At 61.7% G+C, this 19687-nt stretch carries 24 protein-coding genes and 1 tRNA gene; 15 read left to right on the forward strand and 10 right to left on the reverse strand.

The features are described from left to right. Positions 1-124: 124 nt before the first annotated feature. Together AC6GQJ_RS05705 and rlmB are read right to left on the reverse strand one after the other, a co-directional pair. Positions 125-421 (reverse strand): hypothetical protein, encoded by a 297-nt coding sequence (locus AC6GQJ_RS05705; protein WP_500773817.1) that lies wholly within the window; start codon positions 419-421, stop codon positions 125-127. 12 nt (positions 422-433) lie between these two features. Next, positions 434-1210: a 23S rRNA (guanosine(2251)-2'-O)-methyltransferase RlmB gene (gene rlmB / locus AC6GQJ_RS05710; RefSeq protein ID WP_500772640.1), complete on the reverse strand. Its 777-nt coding sequence runs from the start codon at positions 1208-1210 to the stop codon at positions 434-436. A gap of 121 nt (positions 1211-1331) precedes the next feature. Here rlmB and AC6GQJ_RS05715 point away from each other — a divergent pair. From AC6GQJ_RS05715 to pobA, 11 genes are all read left to right on the forward strand, one after another. After that, a tRNA-Tyr gene (locus AC6GQJ_RS05715) sits at positions 1332-1415 on the forward strand. 278 nt (positions 1416-1693) lie between these two features. Further along, complete coding sequence (locus tag AC6GQJ_RS05720) at positions 1694-1867, forward strand: hypothetical protein (RefSeq protein ID WP_500772642.1); 174 nt, start codon at positions 1694-1696, stop codon at positions 1865-1867. Further along, positions 1864-2028 (forward strand): hemin uptake protein HemP, encoded by a 165-nt coding sequence (gene hemP, locus AC6GQJ_RS05725; RefSeq protein WP_500772644.1) that lies wholly within the window; start codon positions 1864-1866, stop codon positions 2026-2028. Before AC6GQJ_RS05720 ends, hemP begins: the two co-directional genes overlap by 4 nt. Then, positions 2025-2516: a hypothetical protein gene (locus tag AC6GQJ_RS05730; RefSeq protein ID WP_500772646.1), complete on the forward strand. Its 492-nt coding sequence runs from the start codon at positions 2025-2027 to the stop codon at positions 2514-2516. The genes hemP and AC6GQJ_RS05730 overlap by 4 nt, the downstream gene beginning before the upstream one ends. A gap of 13 nt (positions 2517-2529) precedes the next feature. Continuing rightward, on the forward strand, positions 2530-3792 hold the full coding sequence (locus AC6GQJ_RS05735) for an imelysin family protein (protein ID WP_500772648.1): 1263 nt from the start codon (positions 2530-2532) through the stop codon (positions 3790-3792). A gap of 48 nt (positions 3793-3840) precedes the next feature. Continuing rightward, entirely contained in the window at positions 3841-4107 is a 267-nt protein-coding gene (locus AC6GQJ_RS05740) for a (2Fe-2S)-binding protein (protein WP_500772650.1), read from the forward strand. Then, entirely contained in the window at positions 4082-4567 is a 486-nt protein-coding gene (gene bfr / locus AC6GQJ_RS05745; protein WP_500772652.1) for a bacterioferritin, read from the forward strand. The genes AC6GQJ_RS05740 and bfr overlap by 26 nt, the downstream gene beginning before the upstream one ends. Then, positions 4554-6098 (forward strand): di-heme oxidoreductase family protein, encoded by a 1545-nt coding sequence (locus tag AC6GQJ_RS05750; RefSeq protein ID WP_500772654.1) that lies wholly within the window; start codon positions 4554-4556, stop codon positions 6096-6098. The genes bfr and AC6GQJ_RS05750 overlap by 14 nt, the downstream gene beginning before the upstream one ends. Then, on the forward strand, positions 6095-7099 hold the full coding sequence (locus AC6GQJ_RS05755) for an imelysin family protein (protein ID WP_500772656.1): 1005 nt from the start codon (positions 6095-6097) through the stop codon (positions 7097-7099). Before AC6GQJ_RS05750 ends, AC6GQJ_RS05755 begins: the two co-directional genes overlap by 4 nt. A 1-nt stretch (position 7100) precedes the next feature. Continuing rightward, a complete protein-coding gene (locus AC6GQJ_RS05760) occupies positions 7101-8192 on the forward strand; it encodes a DUF1513 domain-containing protein (protein WP_500772658.1) in 1092 nt (363 codons plus the stop codon). A 136-nt stretch (positions 8193-8328) separates the two neighbouring features. Beyond that, positions 8329-9510 (forward strand): 4-hydroxybenzoate 3-monooxygenase, encoded by a 1182-nt coding sequence (gene pobA, locus AC6GQJ_RS05765; protein ID WP_500772660.1) that lies wholly within the window; start codon positions 8329-8331, stop codon positions 9508-9510. A gap of 33 nt (positions 9511-9543) precedes the next feature. Here the strand turns inward: pobA and AC6GQJ_RS05770 are convergent, their stop codons facing one another. The 4 genes from AC6GQJ_RS05770 to dctP all read right to left on the reverse strand — a co-directional run bounded on the left by AC6GQJ_RS05770 (position 9544) and on the right by dctP (position 14084). Then, positions 9544-11058 (reverse strand): malonate--CoA ligase, encoded by a 1515-nt coding sequence (locus AC6GQJ_RS05770; protein ID WP_500772661.1) that lies wholly within the window; start codon positions 11056-11058, stop codon positions 9544-9546. An 87-nt stretch (positions 11059-11145) separates the two neighbouring features. After that, the gene (locus AC6GQJ_RS05775; RefSeq protein WP_500772663.1) at positions 11146-12462 is read right to left on the reverse strand and encodes a TRAP transporter large permease; all 1317 of its coding nucleotides are present in this window, start codon (positions 12460-12462) and stop codon (positions 11146-11148) included. Further along, the gene (locus tag AC6GQJ_RS05780) at positions 12462-13013 is read right to left on the reverse strand and encodes a TRAP transporter small permease (protein ID WP_500772665.1); all 552 of its coding nucleotides are present in this window, start codon (positions 13011-13013) and stop codon (positions 12462-12464) included. The genes AC6GQJ_RS05775 and AC6GQJ_RS05780 overlap by 1 nt, the downstream gene beginning before the upstream one ends. Positions 13014-13097: 84 nt before the next feature. Beyond that, positions 13098-14084, reverse strand: coding sequence for a TRAP transporter substrate-binding protein DctP (gene dctP / locus AC6GQJ_RS05785; protein ID WP_500772667.1), 987 nt, complete (start codon positions 14082-14084; stop codon positions 13098-13100). Positions 14085-14225: 141 nt separating this feature from the next. Here dctP and AC6GQJ_RS05790 point away from each other — a divergent pair, with 141 nt between their 5' ends. From AC6GQJ_RS05790 to AC6GQJ_RS05805, 4 genes are all read left to right on the forward strand, one after another. After that, positions 14226-14873, forward strand: a complete 648-nt coding sequence (locus AC6GQJ_RS05790; protein WP_500772669.1) for a GntR family transcriptional regulator — start codon at positions 14226-14228, stop codon at positions 14871-14873. Between the two features lie 92 nt (positions 14874-14965). Next, positions 14966-15670 carry an ABC transporter permease gene (locus AC6GQJ_RS05795; RefSeq protein ID WP_500772672.1) on the forward strand — a complete coding sequence of 235 codons (705 nt, stop codon included), beginning with the start codon at positions 14966-14968 and terminating at the stop codon, positions 15668-15670. Next, a complete protein-coding gene (locus AC6GQJ_RS05800) occupies positions 15670-16374 on the forward strand; it encodes an ATP-binding cassette domain-containing protein (protein WP_500772674.1) in 705 nt (234 codons plus the stop codon). The genes AC6GQJ_RS05795 and AC6GQJ_RS05800 overlap by 1 nt, the downstream gene beginning before the upstream one ends. Continuing rightward, the gene (locus tag AC6GQJ_RS05805; protein WP_500772676.1) at positions 16371-17174 is read left to right on the forward strand and encodes an ABC transporter substrate-binding protein; all 804 of its coding nucleotides are present in this window, start codon (positions 16371-16373) and stop codon (positions 17172-17174) included. The genes AC6GQJ_RS05800 and AC6GQJ_RS05805 overlap by 4 nt, the downstream gene beginning before the upstream one ends. On the opposite strand, the gene AC6GQJ_RS05810 is transcribed toward AC6GQJ_RS05805, so the two are convergent. Genes AC6GQJ_RS05810 through AC6GQJ_RS05825 form a run of 4 tightly spaced genes read right to left on the reverse strand, consistent with a single transcriptional unit; the run spans position 17171 to position 19655 of the window. Beyond that, on the reverse strand, positions 17171-17668 hold the full coding sequence (locus AC6GQJ_RS05810) for a DUF6505 family protein (RefSeq protein WP_500772678.1): 498 nt from the start codon (positions 17666-17668) through the stop codon (positions 17171-17173). The genes AC6GQJ_RS05805 and AC6GQJ_RS05810 overlap by 4 nt on opposite strands. A 7-nt stretch (positions 17669-17675) precedes the next feature. Beyond that, on the reverse strand, positions 17676-18380 hold the full coding sequence (locus AC6GQJ_RS05815; protein WP_500773819.1) for a biotin/lipoate--protein ligase family protein: 705 nt from the start codon (positions 18378-18380) through the stop codon (positions 17676-17678). 11 nt (positions 18381-18391) lie between these two features. After that, entirely contained in the window at positions 18392-19459 is a 1068-nt protein-coding gene (locus AC6GQJ_RS05820; protein WP_500772680.1) for an Mrp/NBP35 family ATP-binding protein, read from the reverse strand. 1 nt (position 19460) lies between these two features. Further along, positions 19461-19655 carry a DUF6494 family protein gene (locus AC6GQJ_RS05825; protein WP_500772682.1) on the reverse strand — a complete coding sequence of 65 codons (195 nt, stop codon included), beginning with the start codon at positions 19653-19655 and terminating at the stop codon, positions 19461-19463. Positions 19656-19687 lie beyond the last annotated feature (32 nt).

The raw sequence follows: 19687 nt of genomic DNA on the forward strand, positions 1-19687 counted from the left end.
CCAGGCCTGCGGTTCATGACACGACATAAGACCTCCACGTCGATAAAAAAGAGCATCTCTCAATTCCGTGAATGAATGCTTAAGCGGCATAGGCAAGTTTCCGCACAGCAGGGATGCGCGAAGGTCAGTCAAAGATGTCCTCGATCAACTCGAACGCGTCCTCGAACATGTCCGACCAGCGCGCCAGCCTGCGTTTAAGCTTTTTCGGTTTGCGCTTGGGCGCTTTGACCTTGGGCTGCGGGCGCTGCGCGGTGCGGCGGGGCGTCTTGTCCCCGCCCGCACGCGCGGGAATCATCTTGAGATCGCGTAGCGGCGCACCACAGCTTGAGCAGGACAGCTCGTGGCGGACCGATCCGGTCAGGACCAGTGCCGCCCGCGTGCCGCAATAACAGCAGGTCGCGATTTTCGTCGGTGTAGCGATGGGATGGCCCCCTTATGCATGATCCTTGGATGCATATAGGGCAATCGCCGCCGCATTTGAGACGTTGAGCGATCCGAATCCGGCCGCTGCGTCAATGCGCACCAGCTTGTCGCAGGTTTCCTTGGTTTTCTGCCGCAGGCCCGGCCCTTCTGCACCAAGCACGAGCGCGACGGGGCGGTCTTTTTGACCCGCAAGGGTGGATTCGATGGTGTCTTCGGCCTCTCCATCCAGCCCGAGGACCAGATAGCCCATGCCCTGCAATTCGACGATGGCATCGGCCAGATTGCGCACGCGCACATAAGGTTGCCGTTCCAGCGCGCCCGAGGCGGTTTTGGCCAGCGCACCGGTTTCGGGGGCCGCGTGATGGCGCATGCCGATCACGGCGGACGCGCCCAACACCTCGGCCGAGCGGAGAATCGCGCCGACATTGTGCGGATCGGTAACGCGGTCCAGCAGGATCAGACGCGGATGTTCCGCCCCGATGGCCACATCGGCCAGACTGCCCCATTCCAATGGCTTCACCTCAAGTGCAGCGCCCTGATGGACCGACCCGGGATCAAGGGGGGCCGAGAATTTGCGCGCATCGACCACATCAGGTGTGATTCCCGCCGCCTCAATCGCGTCGGCCAGCTTGGCTTGCGCGTTCAGGGTTACGATAAGCTGCAATTTCTCGCGCTTGGGGTTCATCAGCGCATCGCGCACCGCATGCAGCCCGAACAGCCATACAGTGGTGGCTGCATCCGCTTTTTTCGCCTGCTCTTTCTGGACGACCCATTTGGGTTTTTTCATAGGAACCTCGTCGTGGCCGTATTCATTAGAAACTCGGGCCAATTTCTGCCTTGACCCTTCAAGGGCGTGGCGTTAGTCACGCGCTCACGCCAGATCGGGTCTTATGCCCTAATGGCGCAGTGGGCGACAGGCCGCAAGGTGTGGCAGGGGACTGTAACTCCCTCGCGGAGACGCACGCCTGGTTCGATTCCAGGGTCGCCCACCACTTTTCCTTTATAGAGATAAGTGTTGAGACGCGCACGGGGCACATGCCCCGCACGCGGCGTTTCCTGCGCGGTTTTGGGCCGCTCCCTCCCATCTATCTATATGCCAAAAACACGATGCCGCGACTGCCCGAATTATCGGCGCACGCCCGCCGCCCCTTATCCGACTAAATTTGTCAGGTTGACTTATCCGACTCCTTCACTCAGGAATGGGCCAAGTCAAGCCACCCTGAGTCCAATGAAGGGAAGCCCGACACACCAACCATGTGAGGACTTCCAGATGAACACGCCCAAAATGCCCAAACCCGACCACACGCCGCTGAGCACCGCCCGCACCAAAGGCGAGGATATGGAACTGCTGGCCGCCGCCGCGGAAGCGGGGATTACCAACATCGGCTGGTTTGTTGACGCGCAACTGGACACGACCTCTGACAAAGGACGGACCACCGCATGAGCTTTCACGCCTCCCCCCCCAAGCAATTCCCCGCAACCACCCTGCCCACGTATTCCGCCAAGGATCTGACGCAGGACGGTGACGTCGCCCAGATCGTGCTGGGGGATCAGACCTATACCCTGCGCATCACGCGCGCGGGCAAACTGATCCTGACAAAATGAGCGGCGCGCACACCCACCGCGGCGGTGCGCCCGTCGGTTTTGTTTCGGAACTCGACAAGATCGAAGCCGCATCCGTCATCTATCTGCGCCTGTGGTGCGACGGCCCAGAAAGCCAGTCCGCCGTCTGGAACGATCTGACCAGCAGCCTTGGATCGGATCGCGGACGCCGTGCCATGACCGCGTTCGAGGATCTGTGCGGATTGTGCGCCCGCCACGGACGCCGCCCGCTCATGCGCCATTCGGTCGACTGCAAATGCCTTGGCGCGGACGAATCCTGCTTTGCCAATTTCATCGCCAGCGCCGCCACGGGGAATCGCGAAGATGCGATGATGTTCGCCACCTTGCTGGTGCGCCCCGATATGGCGCCCGTGGTCACAGCCCTTGCCGCCGATTTCGGCCACGCGCTGATGCGTATGAACCTCGCCGCGCCAAAAGATCTGCGCGGCCAGCCCCCGACACCCCATTCCTATCCAACGACGATTCACTAACAGGGACTTATTGATGAAACGCACGTATCTGACTTCGACGGCTTTGCTTCTTGCACTGGCCACGCCTGCTTTTGCTGTTGAACGCGCGGACGTTTTGCAAACCTATGCGGATATTGCCGCTGCGGCCTATGAGGACAGCCTGACCACCGCCAAAACGCTTCAGGCGGCTGTGAACACGCTGGTGTCCGATCCGTCCGCCGAGGCCCTGCAAGCAGCCAAGGCCGCATGGCTGGCCGCGCGCGTGCCCTATCAACAGACCGAGGTGTACCGCTTTGGCAACCCGATCGTGGATGACTGGGAGGGCAAGGTGAATGCGTGGCCGCTGGACGAAGGGCTGATCGACTATGTGGACGCGTCCTATGGCGGGCCGTCGGATGAAAACGCCTTTGCCGCGCTGAATGTGATCGCCAACCCGACCTTCACCCTGTCGGGAACCGAGGTCGATGCCACCACGATCACCCCTGCCCTGTTGGAAGAGACATTGCAGGAAGCCGACGGTGTCGAGGCGAATGTGGCTACGGGCTATCACGCGATTGAATTCCTGCTTTGGGGTCAGGATCTGAACGGCCACGGCACCGGCGCAGGCAACCGTCCGTGGACCGATTATGCCACTGGCGCTGACTGCACCAATGACAACTGCGACCGCCGTGGCGAATACTTGACCGCCGCGACCGACCTACTGGTTTCCGATCTGGAATGGATGGCCGCACAATGGGCCGAGGGCGGCGAAGCGCGCGCAACGGTCACAGAAAATGACGAAGCGGGCCTCAGCGCGATGCTCACCGGCATGGGTTCCCTGTCCTATGGCGAGGTTGCGGGCGAGCGGATGCGCCTTGGCGTGATGCTGAACGACCCCGAAGAGGAACATTCCTGCTTTGCCGACAACACCCACAACGACCACTACTACGATGGTCTGGGCGTGCAGAACGTCTATCTGGGTGAGTATGTGCGCGTGGATGGCACGCTGGTCACAGGCCCGTCGCTGGCCGATCTGGTGGCGCAGACCGATGCCGAACTCGACACCGAAATGCAGAACAAGCTGGGCAACACCGTGATGGCCCTTGGCCGGATCAAGACCGCTGCCGAGGCGGGCTTTGCCTATGACCAGATGCTGGAACGCGGCAACGACGCGGGCGAGGCGCTGGTAATGGGCGGCGTGAACGGGTTCATCGAACAGACACGTTCGATCGAGCGGGTCGTGCGCGCCCTGCAACTGGACCAAATCGCCATCGAAGGCTCCGACAGCCTCGACGATCCGGACGCCGTTTTCCAGTAACCCCACCCAAGGTCTTGTCATCATACCGACGCAAGAAGGATCCATGAGATGATAGTTTGCCACTGTCAGAACATCACCGATCACGACATCAACGCCGCTGTCGACTGGATGCGCGCGTCTGATGACAAGACCATCATCACCCCCGGTAAAATCTACCACGCTTTGGGAAAGGCCGCGGATTGCGGTGGATGTATGCCCCTGTTTCTGGCAACGATGCGGAATAACAGCAATCTTGAAGTGCCCATGCACCTGCGCAACCTTCGGGCCGCAGCGACACAGGAGAATACAAGTGAACGGCGACAAAAAAGTTATTGAGTATCTGAACGGCGCATTGCGCAGTGAATTGACCGCTGTCAGCCAGTACTGGTTGCACTTCCGCCTTCAGGAAGATTGGGGATTGGGCCACATGGCCAAGAAATCCCGCGAGGAAAGCATCGAAGAGATGCACCACGCGGACAAGCTGATCGCCCGTATCCTGCTTCTGGGGGGCCATCCGAACCTGCAAAAGCTCGACCCATTGCGCATCGGCCAGTCGCCAAAAGAAACGCTGGAATGTGATCTGGCCGCCGAACAGGACGCCCAGAAATATTACAAAGAAGCGCGCAAATATTGCGAAGAAGTCGGCGATTACGTGACCAAGAACATCTTCGAAGAATTGCTGACCGACGAAGAAGGTCATATCGACTTTTTGGAAACACAGCTCGACCTTGTGGCCAAACTCGGTGAAGAAAAATATGCGCTCCTCAACGCCTCCAAAATGGATGAAGCCGAATAGCCTGCTGGCAGTTGCGCTTGTCGCCGGCTCGGTTGCGCTGGCGGACACGGATACACCGGCCAAAGCCCCCTTTTGGGGCCTTGGCGACCCCCATCTGAACATAATCACCCGAACCGAAGACGAAGCGGCCCGCATTGCGGACGTGACCGCGCTTGCCACCACATTCGACGCCGCCCAACGGTTCGAGGGCAAGCCCGCAGGGGCTGCCACCGTGCGCGCGCGCACCACGGCAGATGCGTTTTCCCAAGCGTCGGGCAATATCAGTTTTGAGGACGAATTGACCTTCAAGGTCGGCAACGGGCTGTTCCGCAAGCTCTGGGTGTCCTCGCCGGCCTCGACGCTTGCCTCGGACGGGTTGGGGCCGCTGTTCAACGCGCGGTCCTGCCAGCGTTGCCACATCAAGGACGGTCGCGGTCATCCGCCTGAAAACGCTGACGACAACGCCGTGTCGATGTTCTTGCGCGTGTCGATCCCTGCCGACAGTTCCGCACATAGCGACAAGATCGCAGGCTACATCGCCACCCTGCCCGACCCGACCTATGGCACGCAGTTGCAGGACTTTGCCGTGCAGGGGCAGACATCGGAATACAAGCTGGCGATTGCTTACGAGGAAGAGGTCGTGACCTTGGCCGATGGCACGGAGGTGTCCTTGCGCCACCCGACCTATCGTACCGCCAATCTGGGCTATGGCCCGCTGCACCCGCAGGCGATGCTGTCGCCCCGCGTCGCGCCGCAGATGATCGGCCTTGGCCTGCTTGAGGCGGTTCCGGCGGCGGATATCCTTGCACTGGCCGACCCCGACGATCTGGACGAAGACGGTATTTCAGGGCGACCCAATGTGGTCTGGTCGGTCGAATACGAACAGCCCATGCTGGGGCGCTTTGGCCTCAAGGCGGGCGACCCGACGATCAAGGAACAGACCGCCGCGGCCTTTGTGGGCGATATCGGCATTTCCAACCCGCTTTTCACTGCTGGCAGTGGCGAATGCACTGACTTGCAGGCCGATTGCATCGCTGCCTTGCACGGCGACGGAGATGACCGCGTGTTCGAGATCGACGCCGAGGGGCTGGACCTAGTCACCTTTTACAGCCGCAATCTGGGCGTCCCTGCACGGCGTGGCGCGGATGACCCGCAAGTGTTGCGCGGCAAGGAACTGTTCTATCAGACCGGCTGCACGTCCTGCCACCAGCCGAGTTTTGTGACCCACCGACTAGAGGACCAGCCCGAGCAGAGCTTTCAGCTGATCTGGCCCTATACGGACATGCTGTTGCACGACATGGGCGACGGATTGGCAGACAACCGCCCAGAAGCGCGCGCGACGGGGCGGGAATGGCGCACGCCGCCGCTCTGGGGTATCGGCATGACGCAGCAGGTCAGCGGGCACAGCTATTTCCTGCATGACGGGCGCGCGCGGTCCCTGCTTGAGGCCGTGCTGTGGCATGGCGGCGAAGCGCAGGCGCAGCGGGATTCAGTTGTCGCCATGCCCGCCCCCGATCGTGTCGCCCTGATCGCTTTTTTGGAGAGTCTATGAAACCTGTCCTGTTCGCCCTGACGCTTGCCTTTGCCCCCGTGGGGGCTGGTGCAGACGTGATTTCCGACATCGTGGACGGGCATATCCTGCCACGGATCGACGCGCTTGCTAGTGAAACCCAGACCCTGACCGAGGTCGCCGCACAAAATTGCGACCCTGCGTCCGAGGCGCTGCGCACCGCCTATGGCGCGGCCTTTGATGCGTGGATCTCGACCAGCCACTTGCGCTTTGGCCCGACCGAGGTTGATGACCGCGCCTTTGCGCTGGCCTTCTGGCCCGACAGCCGCGGCGCGACGCCCAAGACGCTGAATGCCCTGATTGCCGATCAGGATCCCATTGCCGCCAGCCCCGCCGATTATGCGCAGGTTTCCATCGCCGCGCGCGGGTTCTATGCAATGGAGTTCCTGATCTATGACGACGCGCTCAGCACCGCTGGCGATCCGGCCTATCACTGCCAGTTGCTGCGCACCGTGGGCGCGGACATGGCCCAGACCACGGCGCGCATCCGCGACGACTGGCACGACAGTTACGCCGCGTCCATGCAAGCACCATCGGACACAGGCGTGTACCGGAGCGAGGAAGAAGTCCTGCAAGAGATGCTCAAGGCCGTATCGGCGGGCCTGCAATTCACATCGGACACACGGCTGGGGCGCCCCTTGGGCACCTTTGACCGCCCCCGTCCTGCACGTAGCGAGGCGCGCCGTTCAGGCCGTTCCGCCCGCCATGTGATGCTGAGCCTTGCGTCGCTTCACGACCTTGCCCTGCGCCTTGCGGGTGACGACAGCGCGCTGGTGGCCGACCTTGATGCGGAGTTTGACACCGCGCAACAACGCCTTGCCGCGCTGGAAGATCCTGTCTTTGCCTCGGTTGCCGATCCGCAAAGCCGTTTCAAGGTCGAGGTTGTGCAGCAGGCCGTAGATGATATCCGCGACACCGTCGGCACGCAGCTTGGCCCGAAGCTGGGGGTTGATGCAGGCTTTAACTCGATGGACGGGGACTGACATGGCAGGCACACGCAAAGACCGCCGCCGCTTTCTCGGCGGGTTGATGGCCGCCGGATTGATGCCGCTGCCCACTTGGGCGGATGCGGGTGCGCCCGCCTTCCTGTCGGCGGCCAAGACACCAGCGGGCGATTACGTTCTGTGCGGCATTGGCGCTGATCTGGACCTGCGCTTTCAGATCCCCTTGCCCGCGCGTGGCCATGCCGCCGCCGCCCACCCCACTCGCCCGGAGGCGGTCGCCTTTGCCCGCCGTCCCGGCACCTTTGCGCTGGTGATCGACTGCGCCACGGGTGCGCAACGTGCCACCTTGAACGCGCCAGCGGGGCGTCATTTCTATGGGCATGGTACGTTTTCCACCGATGGCAGTCTACTGTTCACCACCGAGAATGATTTCGAGGCCGGTCGCGGACGCATCGGTGTCTGGGACGCGCTGCGCGGTTACAAACGCATCGCGGAATGGGACAGCGGCGGCATCGGCCCGCACGACATCAAGCACCTACCCGCCACCGACATGTTGGTCGTCGCCAATGGCGGCATCGACACCCACCCTGATTCAGGGCGCACCAAGCTGAACATCGCCACCATGGCCCCCAACCTCAGCTATGTCCAAAACGGGGAAGTGATCGACGCGGTTGCCCTGCCCGCTGCCCTGCACAAGAACTCGATCCGCCACCTTGCCATCGGCCCTGCGGGCGAGGTCGCATTCGGCATGCAATGGCAGGGCGACGGAGAGGTCGAGGGCCTTGTCGGCGTCCACCGGATGGGTCAACCGGCCGAGTTGCTGTCGGCCCCAGCGGATGAACTGCGTGCGATGCAGGGCTATATCGGCAGCATCGCCTTTGCCCCCGACGGGCGCAGTGTGGCGGTAACTTCGCCGCGTGGCGGTCTGCTGCATCTTTACGATGTGCGTTCGCGCAGGCTGTCGCATACGCTCGCGCTCAAGGATGTGTGCGGCGTGGCCCCTTGGCAGCGCGGCCTGACCGTCAGCGCGGGCACGGGCGAAATGCAGTTCGTGATCGGCAACGCGACCGACCCTGCACGGCGTAGCGATCTGCAATGGGACAATCATCTGGTAGCGATCAGTCACGGTTAGAACGGGCCGTGGAAATCTGCACGACACGTCCAATCCGCGAAAAACGTTCATCAGGATAACATTATCTGACCCGACGCTATTTCCTGCGCCCGCGAGGCGGCTATATCCCCATGCAACACCACAAGGAGCAGCCCCCATGAAAACCGTAAAGACGCAGGTGTGCATCATCGGATCCGGTCCCAGCGGCCTGCTTCTGTCACAGCTTCTGGCGAATGCGGGCATCGACACGGTGCTGATCGACCGCAAGGACAGGGCCTATATCGAAGGGCGCATTCGCGCAGGGGTTCTGGAACAAGGCACGGTCGCCGCGCTGGAAGAGGCAGGCGCCGCCGACCGGCTACACCGCGAAGGGTTGCCCCATGACGGGTTCGAACTGGCCTTTGACGGCGACCGCCACCGCATCGACATAAAGGCGCTGACCGGCAAAAGCGTCACCGTCTACGGCCAGACCGAAGTCACCAAAGACCTGTTCGACAAGCGCCATGGCGACGGGCAGGTGTTCTTTTTCAACGCCGATCAGGTCACGCCGAAAGACCTGAAATCCGACGCGCCAAGCGTGCGCTTTGTCCATGACGGGGCCGAGGTTGAAGTGCGTTGCGACTACGTGGCGGGCTGCGATGGTTTCCACGGCGTATCGCGTCAGTCGATCCCCGCAGATGTCCTGCAAACCTTCGAACGAGTCTATCCCTTTGGCTGGCTTGGGGTGATGGTCGAAAAGCCGCCCGTCAGCCACGAATTGATCTATGCCAACCACGCGCGCGGCTTTGCGCTGGCGTCCATGCGGTCGAACACGCGCAGCCGCTATTACGTGCAGTGCGACACGGGCGACGACGTTGCCAACTGGTCGGATGACCGGTTCTGGGAAGAATTCGCGATCCGGCTGGGACCGGATGCGGCGGCGAACCTGCAAACCGGCGCGTCCTTTGAAAAATCCATCGCCCCGCTGCGGTCCTTTGTGGCCGAACCGATGCACTATGGTGCGATGTTTCTGGCCGGTGACGCTGCCCATATCGTGCCCCCCACAGGGGCCAAGGGGCTGAACCTTGCGGCGGCGGATGTGCGCATTATGGCACGCGCCTTGGTTGCGCATTACCGCGACGGTAATGACACCCATATCGACAACTATTCCGAAACCGTGCTGAAACGGGTGTGGAAGGTCGAACGGTTCTCTTGGCAGTTGTCGACGCTGATGCACCAGTTCCCCGACGACTCGCAGTTCCAGAAGCGGATGCAGCGGGCCGAATTCGACTATATCTTGGGGTCGGAAACCGCGTCGCGCGCGATTGCCGAGAATTATGTGGGCCTGCCGCTCGACTGACGATCAGCGCGGGAGCGGCAGGCGGACGGGCCCTTAGCCCGTGAACAGGTCGCCATAGGTATCGCGCAGCGCCTTTTTCTGCACCTTTCCCATCGTGTTGCGCGGCAGCTCTGGCAGCACGATCAGCTTTTGCGGATGTTTGAACCGCGCCAGCGAGGTCGCGATATTGGCCTTGATCGCGTCGAGATCGGGGGTGCCGGTCTTGTCCGCCACCAGAATGCCCACGACCGTTTCGCCAAAGTCCGGATGCGGCACGCCGATCACCGCGCTTTCCAGCACATGTTCCTGATCGTCGAGCAGTTGTTCGATCTCTTTGGGGTAGATGTTGTAGCCGCCCGAGATGATCAGATCCTTGTTGCGCCCGACAATGTGCAGATAGCCATCCTCATCAAAGCGGCCCAGATCGCCGGTAATAAAGAACCCGTCGGGGCGCAGTTCCTCGGCCGTCTTTTCGGGCATCTGCCAATAGCCTTTAAAGACGTTGGGACCGCGCACCTCGATCTCTCCGATCTCGCCCTGTGGCAGGGTTTCACCTGTGGTGGAGTCGGTGATCTTGACCTCGGTCCCTGGCAGGGCAAAGCCGACAGTGCCTGCACGCCGTTCCCCGTCATAGGGGTTCGAGGTGTTCATATTGGTTTCGGTCATGCCATAGCGTTCTAGGATGCGCTTGCCCGTGCGGTTTTCGAACTGCACATGGGTTTCGGCCAGCAAGGGCGCGCTGCCTGACACGAACAGGCGCATGTGATCCGCCAGTTCACGGGTGAACCGCGCATCGTCCAGAAGGCGCGTGTAGAACGTTGGCACGCCCATCAGCACCGTGGCCTTGGGCATATGTTCGATCATCGCATCCACGTGGAAACGCGGCAGGAAGATCATCGAACTCCCCGCCATGCAGGTGATGTTGCAGGCCACGAACAGACCGTGTGTGTGAAAGATCGGCAGCGCGTGCAGCAGCACGTCATCCGCGCTGAAGCGCCAGTGTTCAGCCAGTGTTTGCGCGTTGGACAGAAGGTTGTTCTGGGTCAGCATCGCGCCTTTGGACCGTCCGGTCGTGCCGGATGTGTACAGGAACGCGGCTAGATCGTCGCCGCTGCGTTCGACCGTGTCAAAGCTGGATGGCTGGCTGGCGGCAGCGTCTGCAAAGCTGCCCGCGCCATGTGCGTCCATCGTGTGCAGCGCGGCACCACATCCCGCTGCAATCGGGCCCAACGCCTCGGCCTTGGCAGGATCGCAGATGACCAGCCCTGCACCGCTGTTCTCGACAAAGTACGATACCTCGTCGGCGGTATATCCGGTGTTAAGCGGCAGGAACACGATGCCCGCCTGCACACATGCCGCATAAAGCGCCAGTGCGTTGGGCGACTTTTCAACCTGCACCGCAAGGCGATCCCCGACCGACAGTCCCGACGCCCCCAGCGTGTTGGCATATTGCGCTGTAAGGCCAAGAAAGGCGTCATAGCTGAGTGTACCGCCTTCGGGCAGGTGCAAGAACACGTCCGACTTGCCCTTATGGGTGGCAAACAGCGTGTCAAAGAGAGGGTTGGCCATGGTGCGTCCTGTCTAGTTCGAATGCGGGCATCTTTTACCTGACCGCGTGGAAAATGGAACCGTGTGCCGGTCAGCCTGCCTGCCGCATCACAGCGACGGGCCCATCACCGCATCGGGCAACCACGTCGCCAGACCGGGGAAGAAGCACAGCAGCAAAATCGCCACCACCATGCAGGCCACAAACGGCAGTGATCCCATCAGGATGGTGCGCAGCGAAATGTCCGGCGCGATCCCGTTGATCACATAGAGGTTCAAACCGACCGGAGGCGAGATCAACCCGATCTCCATGTTGATGGTCAGCACAACCGCGAACCACACCGGATCAAAGCCCGCCGTGGTGATGATGGGCAGCAGGATGGGCGCGGCCATCAGGATCACCGCAACCGGCGGCAGGAAGAAACCCGCAACCAGCAGGAACAGGTTCACCGCCGCCATCAGCACCCAAGGGTTCACATCCAGCGTGCCGATCCACGCCGCGATGGACTGGGTGATGAACAGGCTGGACAGCATGTAGGAAAACACACCCGCCGCCGCGATGATGAACAGGATCATCACCGACTCCTTCGTGCTGTCGCGCAGCACGACCCAAAGGTCTTTGGGGTTCCACAGCTTGTAGATGACCATCGCGATCAGCAGGCACAACAGCGCGCCGACAGCGGCCGTTTCGGACGGTGTCGCCACCCCACCATACATCGCATAAAGCACGCCAAGAATGATCAGCAGGAAGGGCACGACGCGGGGCAGGATTTCAAACTTTTCCTTCCACGAATAATCGCCCGTGGCCAGCAGCGCACGGTCGCCCGACCGCCATGTGGAATAAAGCGACCACGCCATGAACAGCGCGACCAACATCAACCCCGGAATGACGCCTGCAAGGAACAGCCGCCCGATCGAGGTTTCGGTGGCAATGCCATAGACGATCATCGTGACCGATGGCGGGATCAGGATGCCCAACGTGCCGCCCGCCGCGATCGACCCTGCCGCAACCCCGTCGGGATAGCCGCGCTTGCGCATCTCGGGGATGCCCATCTTGCCGATGGCGGCGCATGTGGCGGGGCTGGACCCCGACATGGCGGCAAACAGCGCGCAGGCGCCAAGGTTGGAAATCACCAGCCCTCCCGGCACGCGGGTCAGCCAACGCTCAAGCGCTTCGTAGAGGTCCGCGCCTGCACGGGTCGAGGCGATGGATGACCCCATGATGATGAACATCGGGATCGACAGAAGGGCGAAGTTGTCGAGCTTGCCGAACAGGATTTCGGGCAGCAGTTCCAGCGACCGCATCCCGTCAAAGACCATCAGAAACCCCGCCGATACGATCAGCAACCCAAGGGCCACAGACACGCCGGAAAACAGAACCGCGATGGTGCAGATTGCAACGATACCGCCAAGTGTGATCGGATCCATTATGCGTTCTCCTCAAGGCCAAAGGGCGCTTCGACGCGCAACAGCAGCGCCACCAGATCGGCCACCAGTTGCAGCAGATACAGGGCAAACCCCACGGGCAGGGACAGATAGGGAATCCACAAACGGACGCCCCAGACCGTGTCGGACTTCCAGCCACGGTCATAGGCGAAGTGCCAGAATTCAAAGCCGTACCACAGCATCAGCGACACGATGGCAATCGACAGGGACAACGTGAAGATCGCCATGGTGCGCCGCGTGCGCGGGCCCATCATCAGCGGGATCAGATCCACGTTCACATGGCCGCGCAGACGCTGCACATAGGGCAGACCGATCAGCGTGGCACCGATGGCAAGGTAGATGACTGCTTCGGTCTGCCAGACAGTCGATCCGTTCAGCACAAAGCGGATGAAAATCATCTGGCACGTGATGGCAACTGCGGCCACGATCATTGCTGCCGAAAACCAACCCGCCACGGTCGACAGGGCTGCAACCGCGCGTAGGAACGGGTTGTTGCCGGTTTTTGCGATTGCTGCAGAACTCTGGCCCGCCATCACACCCTCCGATTCTGAATATTTGGAAATTGGGAAAGGAAGGACCGCCCCGATCACAGGGCGGCCCTTGTCAGAAGGCTGGGGTTATTCGACCGCCAGCGCCATATCGAGCAGTTCCTGACCATCCGGCACTTCTTCGACGAAGGCCTTGTAGGAGGTTTCCTGCGCCAATGCGCGCCATGCTTCGAAATCCTCGGCGGACATATGCGCGATTTCGACGCCTGCATCGCGGAACACCTGCTCGGAGGCGGCGTCCTGCTTCTTGGCTTCTTCGAGGTAGAACGCCTCGGCCTTGGCGGCAGCATCCAGCAGCGCGGCCTGCTGTTCTTCGTTCAGGCTTTCGAACTTGGATTTGTTCATCAGCAGCGGCTGATACATGAACCACAGCGCCACATCACCCGCAGGTGTATAGCAGGCGACCTGTTCGTAGATGCGATAGGACACGAAGGACGACGAGGACGTGTTCGCCGCCGTCAGAACGCCGGTCTGCATCGCGTTGTAGATCTCGGACGAGGCCATGGAGGCGATGGACGCCCCTGCCCCTGCCAGCATCTGTTCAAACGCCTTGCCCGCTGCACGGGTCTGCTGGCCCTTCACGTCTTCGGGTTTGGTGATGCAGCCGTCCTTGCCGACGAAACCGCCCGCGAGGTAACCGTGCACCAGCACCATCACATCATCGTCTGCCATCTTCTCTTCAAGGGCTTCCATAAAGGGCGACGCGCTCAGACGGGCGGCGTGGTCGTGGTTTTTCACCATGCCGGGCATCAGGGTCAGGTTGAATGCCGGTTGCTGGCCACCTGCATAGCTGAGTGGCAGAACCGTCATGTCCAACTGCCCGCGGCTGAGGGGGCGGTACTGTTCGCGTGGCTTGAACAGCGACTTCGATCCAAAGATCTGGATATCAAGATCAACGTCCGCCTCGGCCACGCCATCAGCGACCATCTGGGCCACTTGGTGACGCACGTCCTTGTTGGACCACTGGTGTGAAAGACGCAGTGTTTCGGCGCTTGCAGCAGTGCCCAATGCAAATGCTGCCACCGCGGCTGCCGCCGTGAATGTATTGAGTTTCATAATATTCCTCCCATAGTGTGCTCGACGCTTGCGGCCAAACTACACAGCACTGGCTTTCCATGTTTGGGATGCCAAGTCAAATATCTCGTATACAATTTTGTGATTATTGCATTTCACAACCGCAGGCAGTACGCCTTTCCAATGGACACACGTCGCGCCCTCAAGATCGCCGAAACGCTGGAACAGCTCGTCTTTGCGGGCGACTTTACCGATGGCGAACGGCTGGACGAGCTGAAACTGGCCAAGCGGTTCGACGTGTCCCGCACGCCGGTGCGCGAGGCGTTGCAGGTGCTGGTTTCGTCGGGCATGGCCGAACAGATCCCCCGCCGCGGGGTGTTCGTGCGCCAGCCCGGACCGGTGGAACTGATGGACATGTTCGAAACCATGGGAGAGCTTGAAGCCTCGTGCGGGCGACTGGCCGCGACGCGGATCAGCGATGCCGCCCTCGCCGAACTTGCCGCCGTGAACGCGCGCTGTGCACGGGCGATTTCGGCACGCGACCACGCGCGCTATTACGCCGAGAACGAGGTTTTCCATCAGACCATTTATCACGCTACGTCAAACGCTTATCTGGAAAAACAGGCCCTACATCTGCAAAGCCGCCTGCGCGCCTATCGCAAGATGCAATTGAAGTTTCGAGGGCGCATGGATGCGTCGATGGCCGAGCATAAGGAAATTCTGAACGCCCTCAAGAACGGGGATGGGGACAGGGCCGCCGCCGCGCTGCGCAGCCATGTGGCGGTGCAGGGTGAAAAGTTCCACCAGCTTCTGGCCAGCCTGAACAGCTAAACACCGCAATCGGCCTTGAGCTTGCCGCGCAGGCGGGCCAGTATCCCGCGCGCAGGCGCCCCCGCCGCACGCAACAGGGAAAACACCCCTATATGACTGATATCTGGGATGGATTGACTGCGGCGTTCTGGCTGGTGGTCACCTTTGACCCCACCCTGTGGGAGATCAGCCTGCGGTCGCTGAAGGTGACGCTGAGCGCACTGGTCATTGCATCGGTCATCGCGATTCCCTTTGGCACCTACCTTGCGATCCAGCGGTTCCGCTATCGCCGCTTTGCTATTTCGATGATTAACGCGCTGATGGGTCTGCCGCCGGTTGTGGTGGGTCTGGTCGTCTATATCCTGCTGTCGCGGTCGGGACCGTTCGGGGTGCTGAACCTGCTGTTCACGCCCACGGCGATGATTATCGCACAGGTGATTATTATTACCCCCGTCATCGCGTCCATTGCGCACCAGTCCATGCGCGAGCTTTGGGCGGAATACCATGATCTGCTGATCTCTCTGAACACCTCCAAATGGCAGCGCATCGTGACCCTGATGCGCGACGGGCGGCGCAACCTGCTGACGGCGGCGCTGGCCGGATTTGGCCGCGCTATTGGCGAGGTCGGTGCGATCATGATCGTCGGCGGCAATATCGACCACGTCACCCGCGTGTTGACCACCGCCATTGCGCTGGAAACCGGCAAGGGTGACTTTGCGCTGGCGCTTGGCCTCGGCTTTGTCCTGATCGGGCTGGCGATCCTTGTGAACCTTGCCATCCACACCTTGTCGCGCACCGAACGCGAAGGGAGATGGTAATGGCGTCCCTGTTCCCCCTTTCGCTGCACGAGGTGCAGGTACGCCGTCAGGGCAAGCGGGTCATCGGCCCTGTTGATCTGACGCTGGCCCCAGAAGGGCCGACCATGGTGGTGGGGCCGAACGGGTCGGGCAAGACCACCCTGCTGCGCGTGATGCACGGGATCGAACGGATCAACGCGGGCCGTGTGGCATGGGCGCAAGACGATCCGGCGCGCCACGGCTTTGTGTTCCAGACACCGATTGTGCTGCGCCGGTCAGTCGCGGACAACCTTGCCTATCCGTTGCGCCTATCCGGCACCCCGAAATCGGAAATCGCCACACGTGTCGACCACTGGCTGCACCGCATCGGGCTGGAGCGCGCGCGCACCACCCCTGCCCCGCGCCTGTCGGGCGGCGAGCGGCAGAAACTGGCCATTGCCCGCGCCCTGATCCGCGCGCCCGAGGTACTGTTTCTGGACGAACCCTGCGCCAATCTTGACGGCCACACCACGCGCGAGATCGAAACGCTCTTGCAGGATATTGCACACTCTGGCACGCAGGTGATCATGGCCACGCATGACATGGGTCAGGCGCGACGGCTCGCCCATGCGCTCATCTTTATGTTGGATGGCAAAGTGCATGAAACCGGCCCTGCGCAGCGTGTCTTTGATGCACCCGAAACACCTGAACTCGCAGCATTCTTAAAAGGAGATATCGTTACATGATCCGCTTTACCCTCGCCCTGTGCGCCCTTGTCTGGGCGCAGGCCGCCACCGCAGAAGACACGATGCGCATGGCCGTCACGACATCCTTCGACAATTCCGGCCTGTCGGACGTATTGCTGCCCGCGATCCGCGAGGATCTGGACCTTGATGTGCAATTGCTGGTGGTCGGCACGGGTCAGGCGCTGCGCCTTGGACAGGCGGGCGATGTGGACGCGGTTCTGGTGCATTCGCGCCCTGCCGAGGATGCCTTTGTCAACGAAGGGCACGGCACCCACCGCCGCGAGATCATGTATAACGACTTTGTGCTGATCGGCCCCTCGGACGATCCTGCGGGTGTCAGCGGCGCCGAAACCGCCGCCGATGCCGTGGCCCGCATCGCGCAAACTGAAAGCGCCTTTGTCAGCCGTGGCGATAACAGCGGCACCCACAAAGCCGAACTGGCGATCTGGAACAGTGCCGACCTGAATGCCGAGGGTTTTGCAGAATGGTACCGCGCCGTGGGCGCAGGCATGGGGGCCGCACTGAACACCGCGCAGGGCATGGGGGCCTATGTTCTGTCGGACCGCGCAAGCTGGCTGAACTTTGGCAATAAGGACGGGATGGCGCTGCTGTTTGCAGGCGATCCGGCCCTGTTCAACCAATACGCCTATCTGCCGGTGGATCCGTCCAAGAACGACCGTATCCGCAACGATCTGGCGCTCAAGCTCGAAGAGTGGCTGACCAGCCCGCGCGCGGCAGAGCTGATCGACGGCTATACGATCAACGGTGAAAAGCTGTTCGTGTTCAACGCCACAAATTAATGGTGATGCGGTTCGTCGTCATCCAGATGACCATGGACGGCGAACTGCATGATATCGGCCTCTTGCGGTTCAATCACGCGATAGGCCTCGCTTACGCCTGCGGGCGTAAGCTCTCTTGCGACGGTCAGCAGCGTGTTGGGCGCATGGTCCGCGCATAGGTCCGCCATCTGGTCGATTTCTTCCATGGCCACGCCAAGGGCCGCGTTCAGATCGGGCGCGCCATAGATATCCACGAAATGCTGCGCCAGCAGGGTCGCGATCACGTCACGCTCGGACGGCTCGATACGCGTCACGGCAACAAAGCTAACGCGCCCGAACGTTTCCAACCCCATCCAGCCATTGGCAAAGGCCTGCCGCGCCTTGCCGGTCAGGTCGGCCTCTCCCCAGTTGGAAAACTCGAAACCGCCCGAGATACACCACTCGCCTGTGCGGGCGGGGTTATGAAAGACGCGGGTGTCGCTTTCGTCGAAATGGATGGCGCGGGCTAGGTTCATTGCGTCCTCACTTGGGGGCGGTCAGGATATCCGTCAGGGGGATCAATACGGTATCGGCACCGGTTTTCAACAGCAGGCCCAGATTTTCATCCAGCCCGACGCGGGTGCCGGTATGGCCTGCGACGGTCAAGGTGCCGTCAGGGTCGTGGGCCAGCCCCTGCCAGTCACGATGCAGCGCGGCCTGCCCGCCATCGGACCATGTGTTGATGCCGACAAGGGTGTGGCGCACCCATGCCTCAAGCAGCGACACGGCGTCGATCTCGGCGCAGCCTTCGGCGTAAAGGGCGGTCTGGTCGGGGGTTAGGCCGGTGTCATCGCTGGCGGGCCACAGGGTCACGGACAGATCGACAACCAGCCAGTCAGGTTCTTCATCAACCGGCCCATCAGGGGCCGCAATGCGCAGGGTGCCGCAGCGCCCGCCATTGACGAAAACGCCCCCGTCCCAGCCCAGATGCACCGCAACCTCGGGCGGCGCCAGCGCACCCAGGGCGTTCTGCAATCCAATGCCGCACACGGCCAGCATCGCCACCGCCTGTGACAGCGCCACATCGGGGGCAAACACAATCGCTGCGCGGAGCACGTCCGGCGCAAGGTCATAGACCACAAGCCCCGCATCGCATCCGCGCTGCGCCTCGGCGCAGGCGCGTGCGAACGGGTCATCCCCACCCGCATCCAATCCCGTAAACAGGGGCGGGAATTGCGGCTCGGTCATCTCGGTCTCGCTCATGCAACGCCCTTGGCTATCAGATCGCGCGCCACGGACCGGAAGGCCGCCGCCTGTGCGCTGTCGGGTTTGGACACCACAATCGGTGCGCCCCCGTCAGCCGCCAGCCGGATGTCGATATGCAGCGGGATTTCCGCCAGCAGCGGCACGTTCAGCTTGGCCGCCTCGGCCGCGACGCCGCCATGGCCGAACAGGTGTTCCTCGTGACCACAGGCCGAGCAGATATGCGTGCTCATGTTCTCGATCATGCCGATCAGCGGCGTGCCAAGCTGGTTGAACATGTCGATGCCCTTGCGCGCATCAAGCAGCGCAATGTCCTGCGGGGTAGAAACGATGATCGCACCGTCGAGCTTGGCCTTTTGGGCCAGCGTCATCTGCACGTCGCCCGTGCCCGGTGGCAGGTCAACGATCAGCACGTCAAGCGCACCCCACTGCACCTGACTCAGCATTTGCTGCAACGCGCCCATCAGCATCGGGCCACGCCACACAACCGCCTGATCGTCATTGGTCATCAGACCAAGCGACATCATGGTCACGCCGAAATTGCGCATCGGCAGGATGGTCTTGCCATCGGGCGACGCGGGCCGCCCCGACACGCCCAGCATGCGCGGCTGTGACGGGCCGTAAACATCCGCATCCAGCAAGCCGACGCGGCGTCCTTCGGCAGCCAGCGCGCAGGCGAGGTTGGAGGCGACGGTAGATTTTCCAACGCCCCCCTTGCCCGACGCCACCGCGATGATCCGGTCCACCCCCGGCACCTTTTCAGGACCAGCGGGCGCGGCACTGCGCGACGGTTTCAAATCTGGTGGCGGTGTTGGCGTGCTGTGCGCCGTCATGATGATCGACACCGATGTCACGCCCTCAAGCGCCTTGATCTGCGCCTCGGCCGTGTCCTTGACGGCGGTATAGGCATCGGCATGGGCACCACTGATTTCAAGGACAAAGCGCACTACGCCTTCATCCACAGTCAGCGCCTTGACCAGTCCGGCCTCTGTCAGGGGCGTGCCGCTGACGGGATCCTCAATGCCTGCCAGAATGGCAAGTACGGCTTCACGGGATGCGCTCACGTCAGGATTGCCCTTCGATCTTGCCAGTCACCACATGTTCCATGTCCAGCCCGTCGATGGTCAGCACCACCTTGGCGTCAAAGCTTTTGCCGCTGGTGTCACCGGCATTGCGCAGCGCCTCTTCGATGGCCTGCTGGGACGTGACGCCCACCTGTTTGAGGAATTTGCGCATCGACATGTTGAAATCATCGCTCATGGCTGTGTTCTCCGTTTGGCTTGACCGTTCTG

It is taken from the genome of Tateyamaria sp. 7Alg 36 (genome assembly GCF_059882455.1).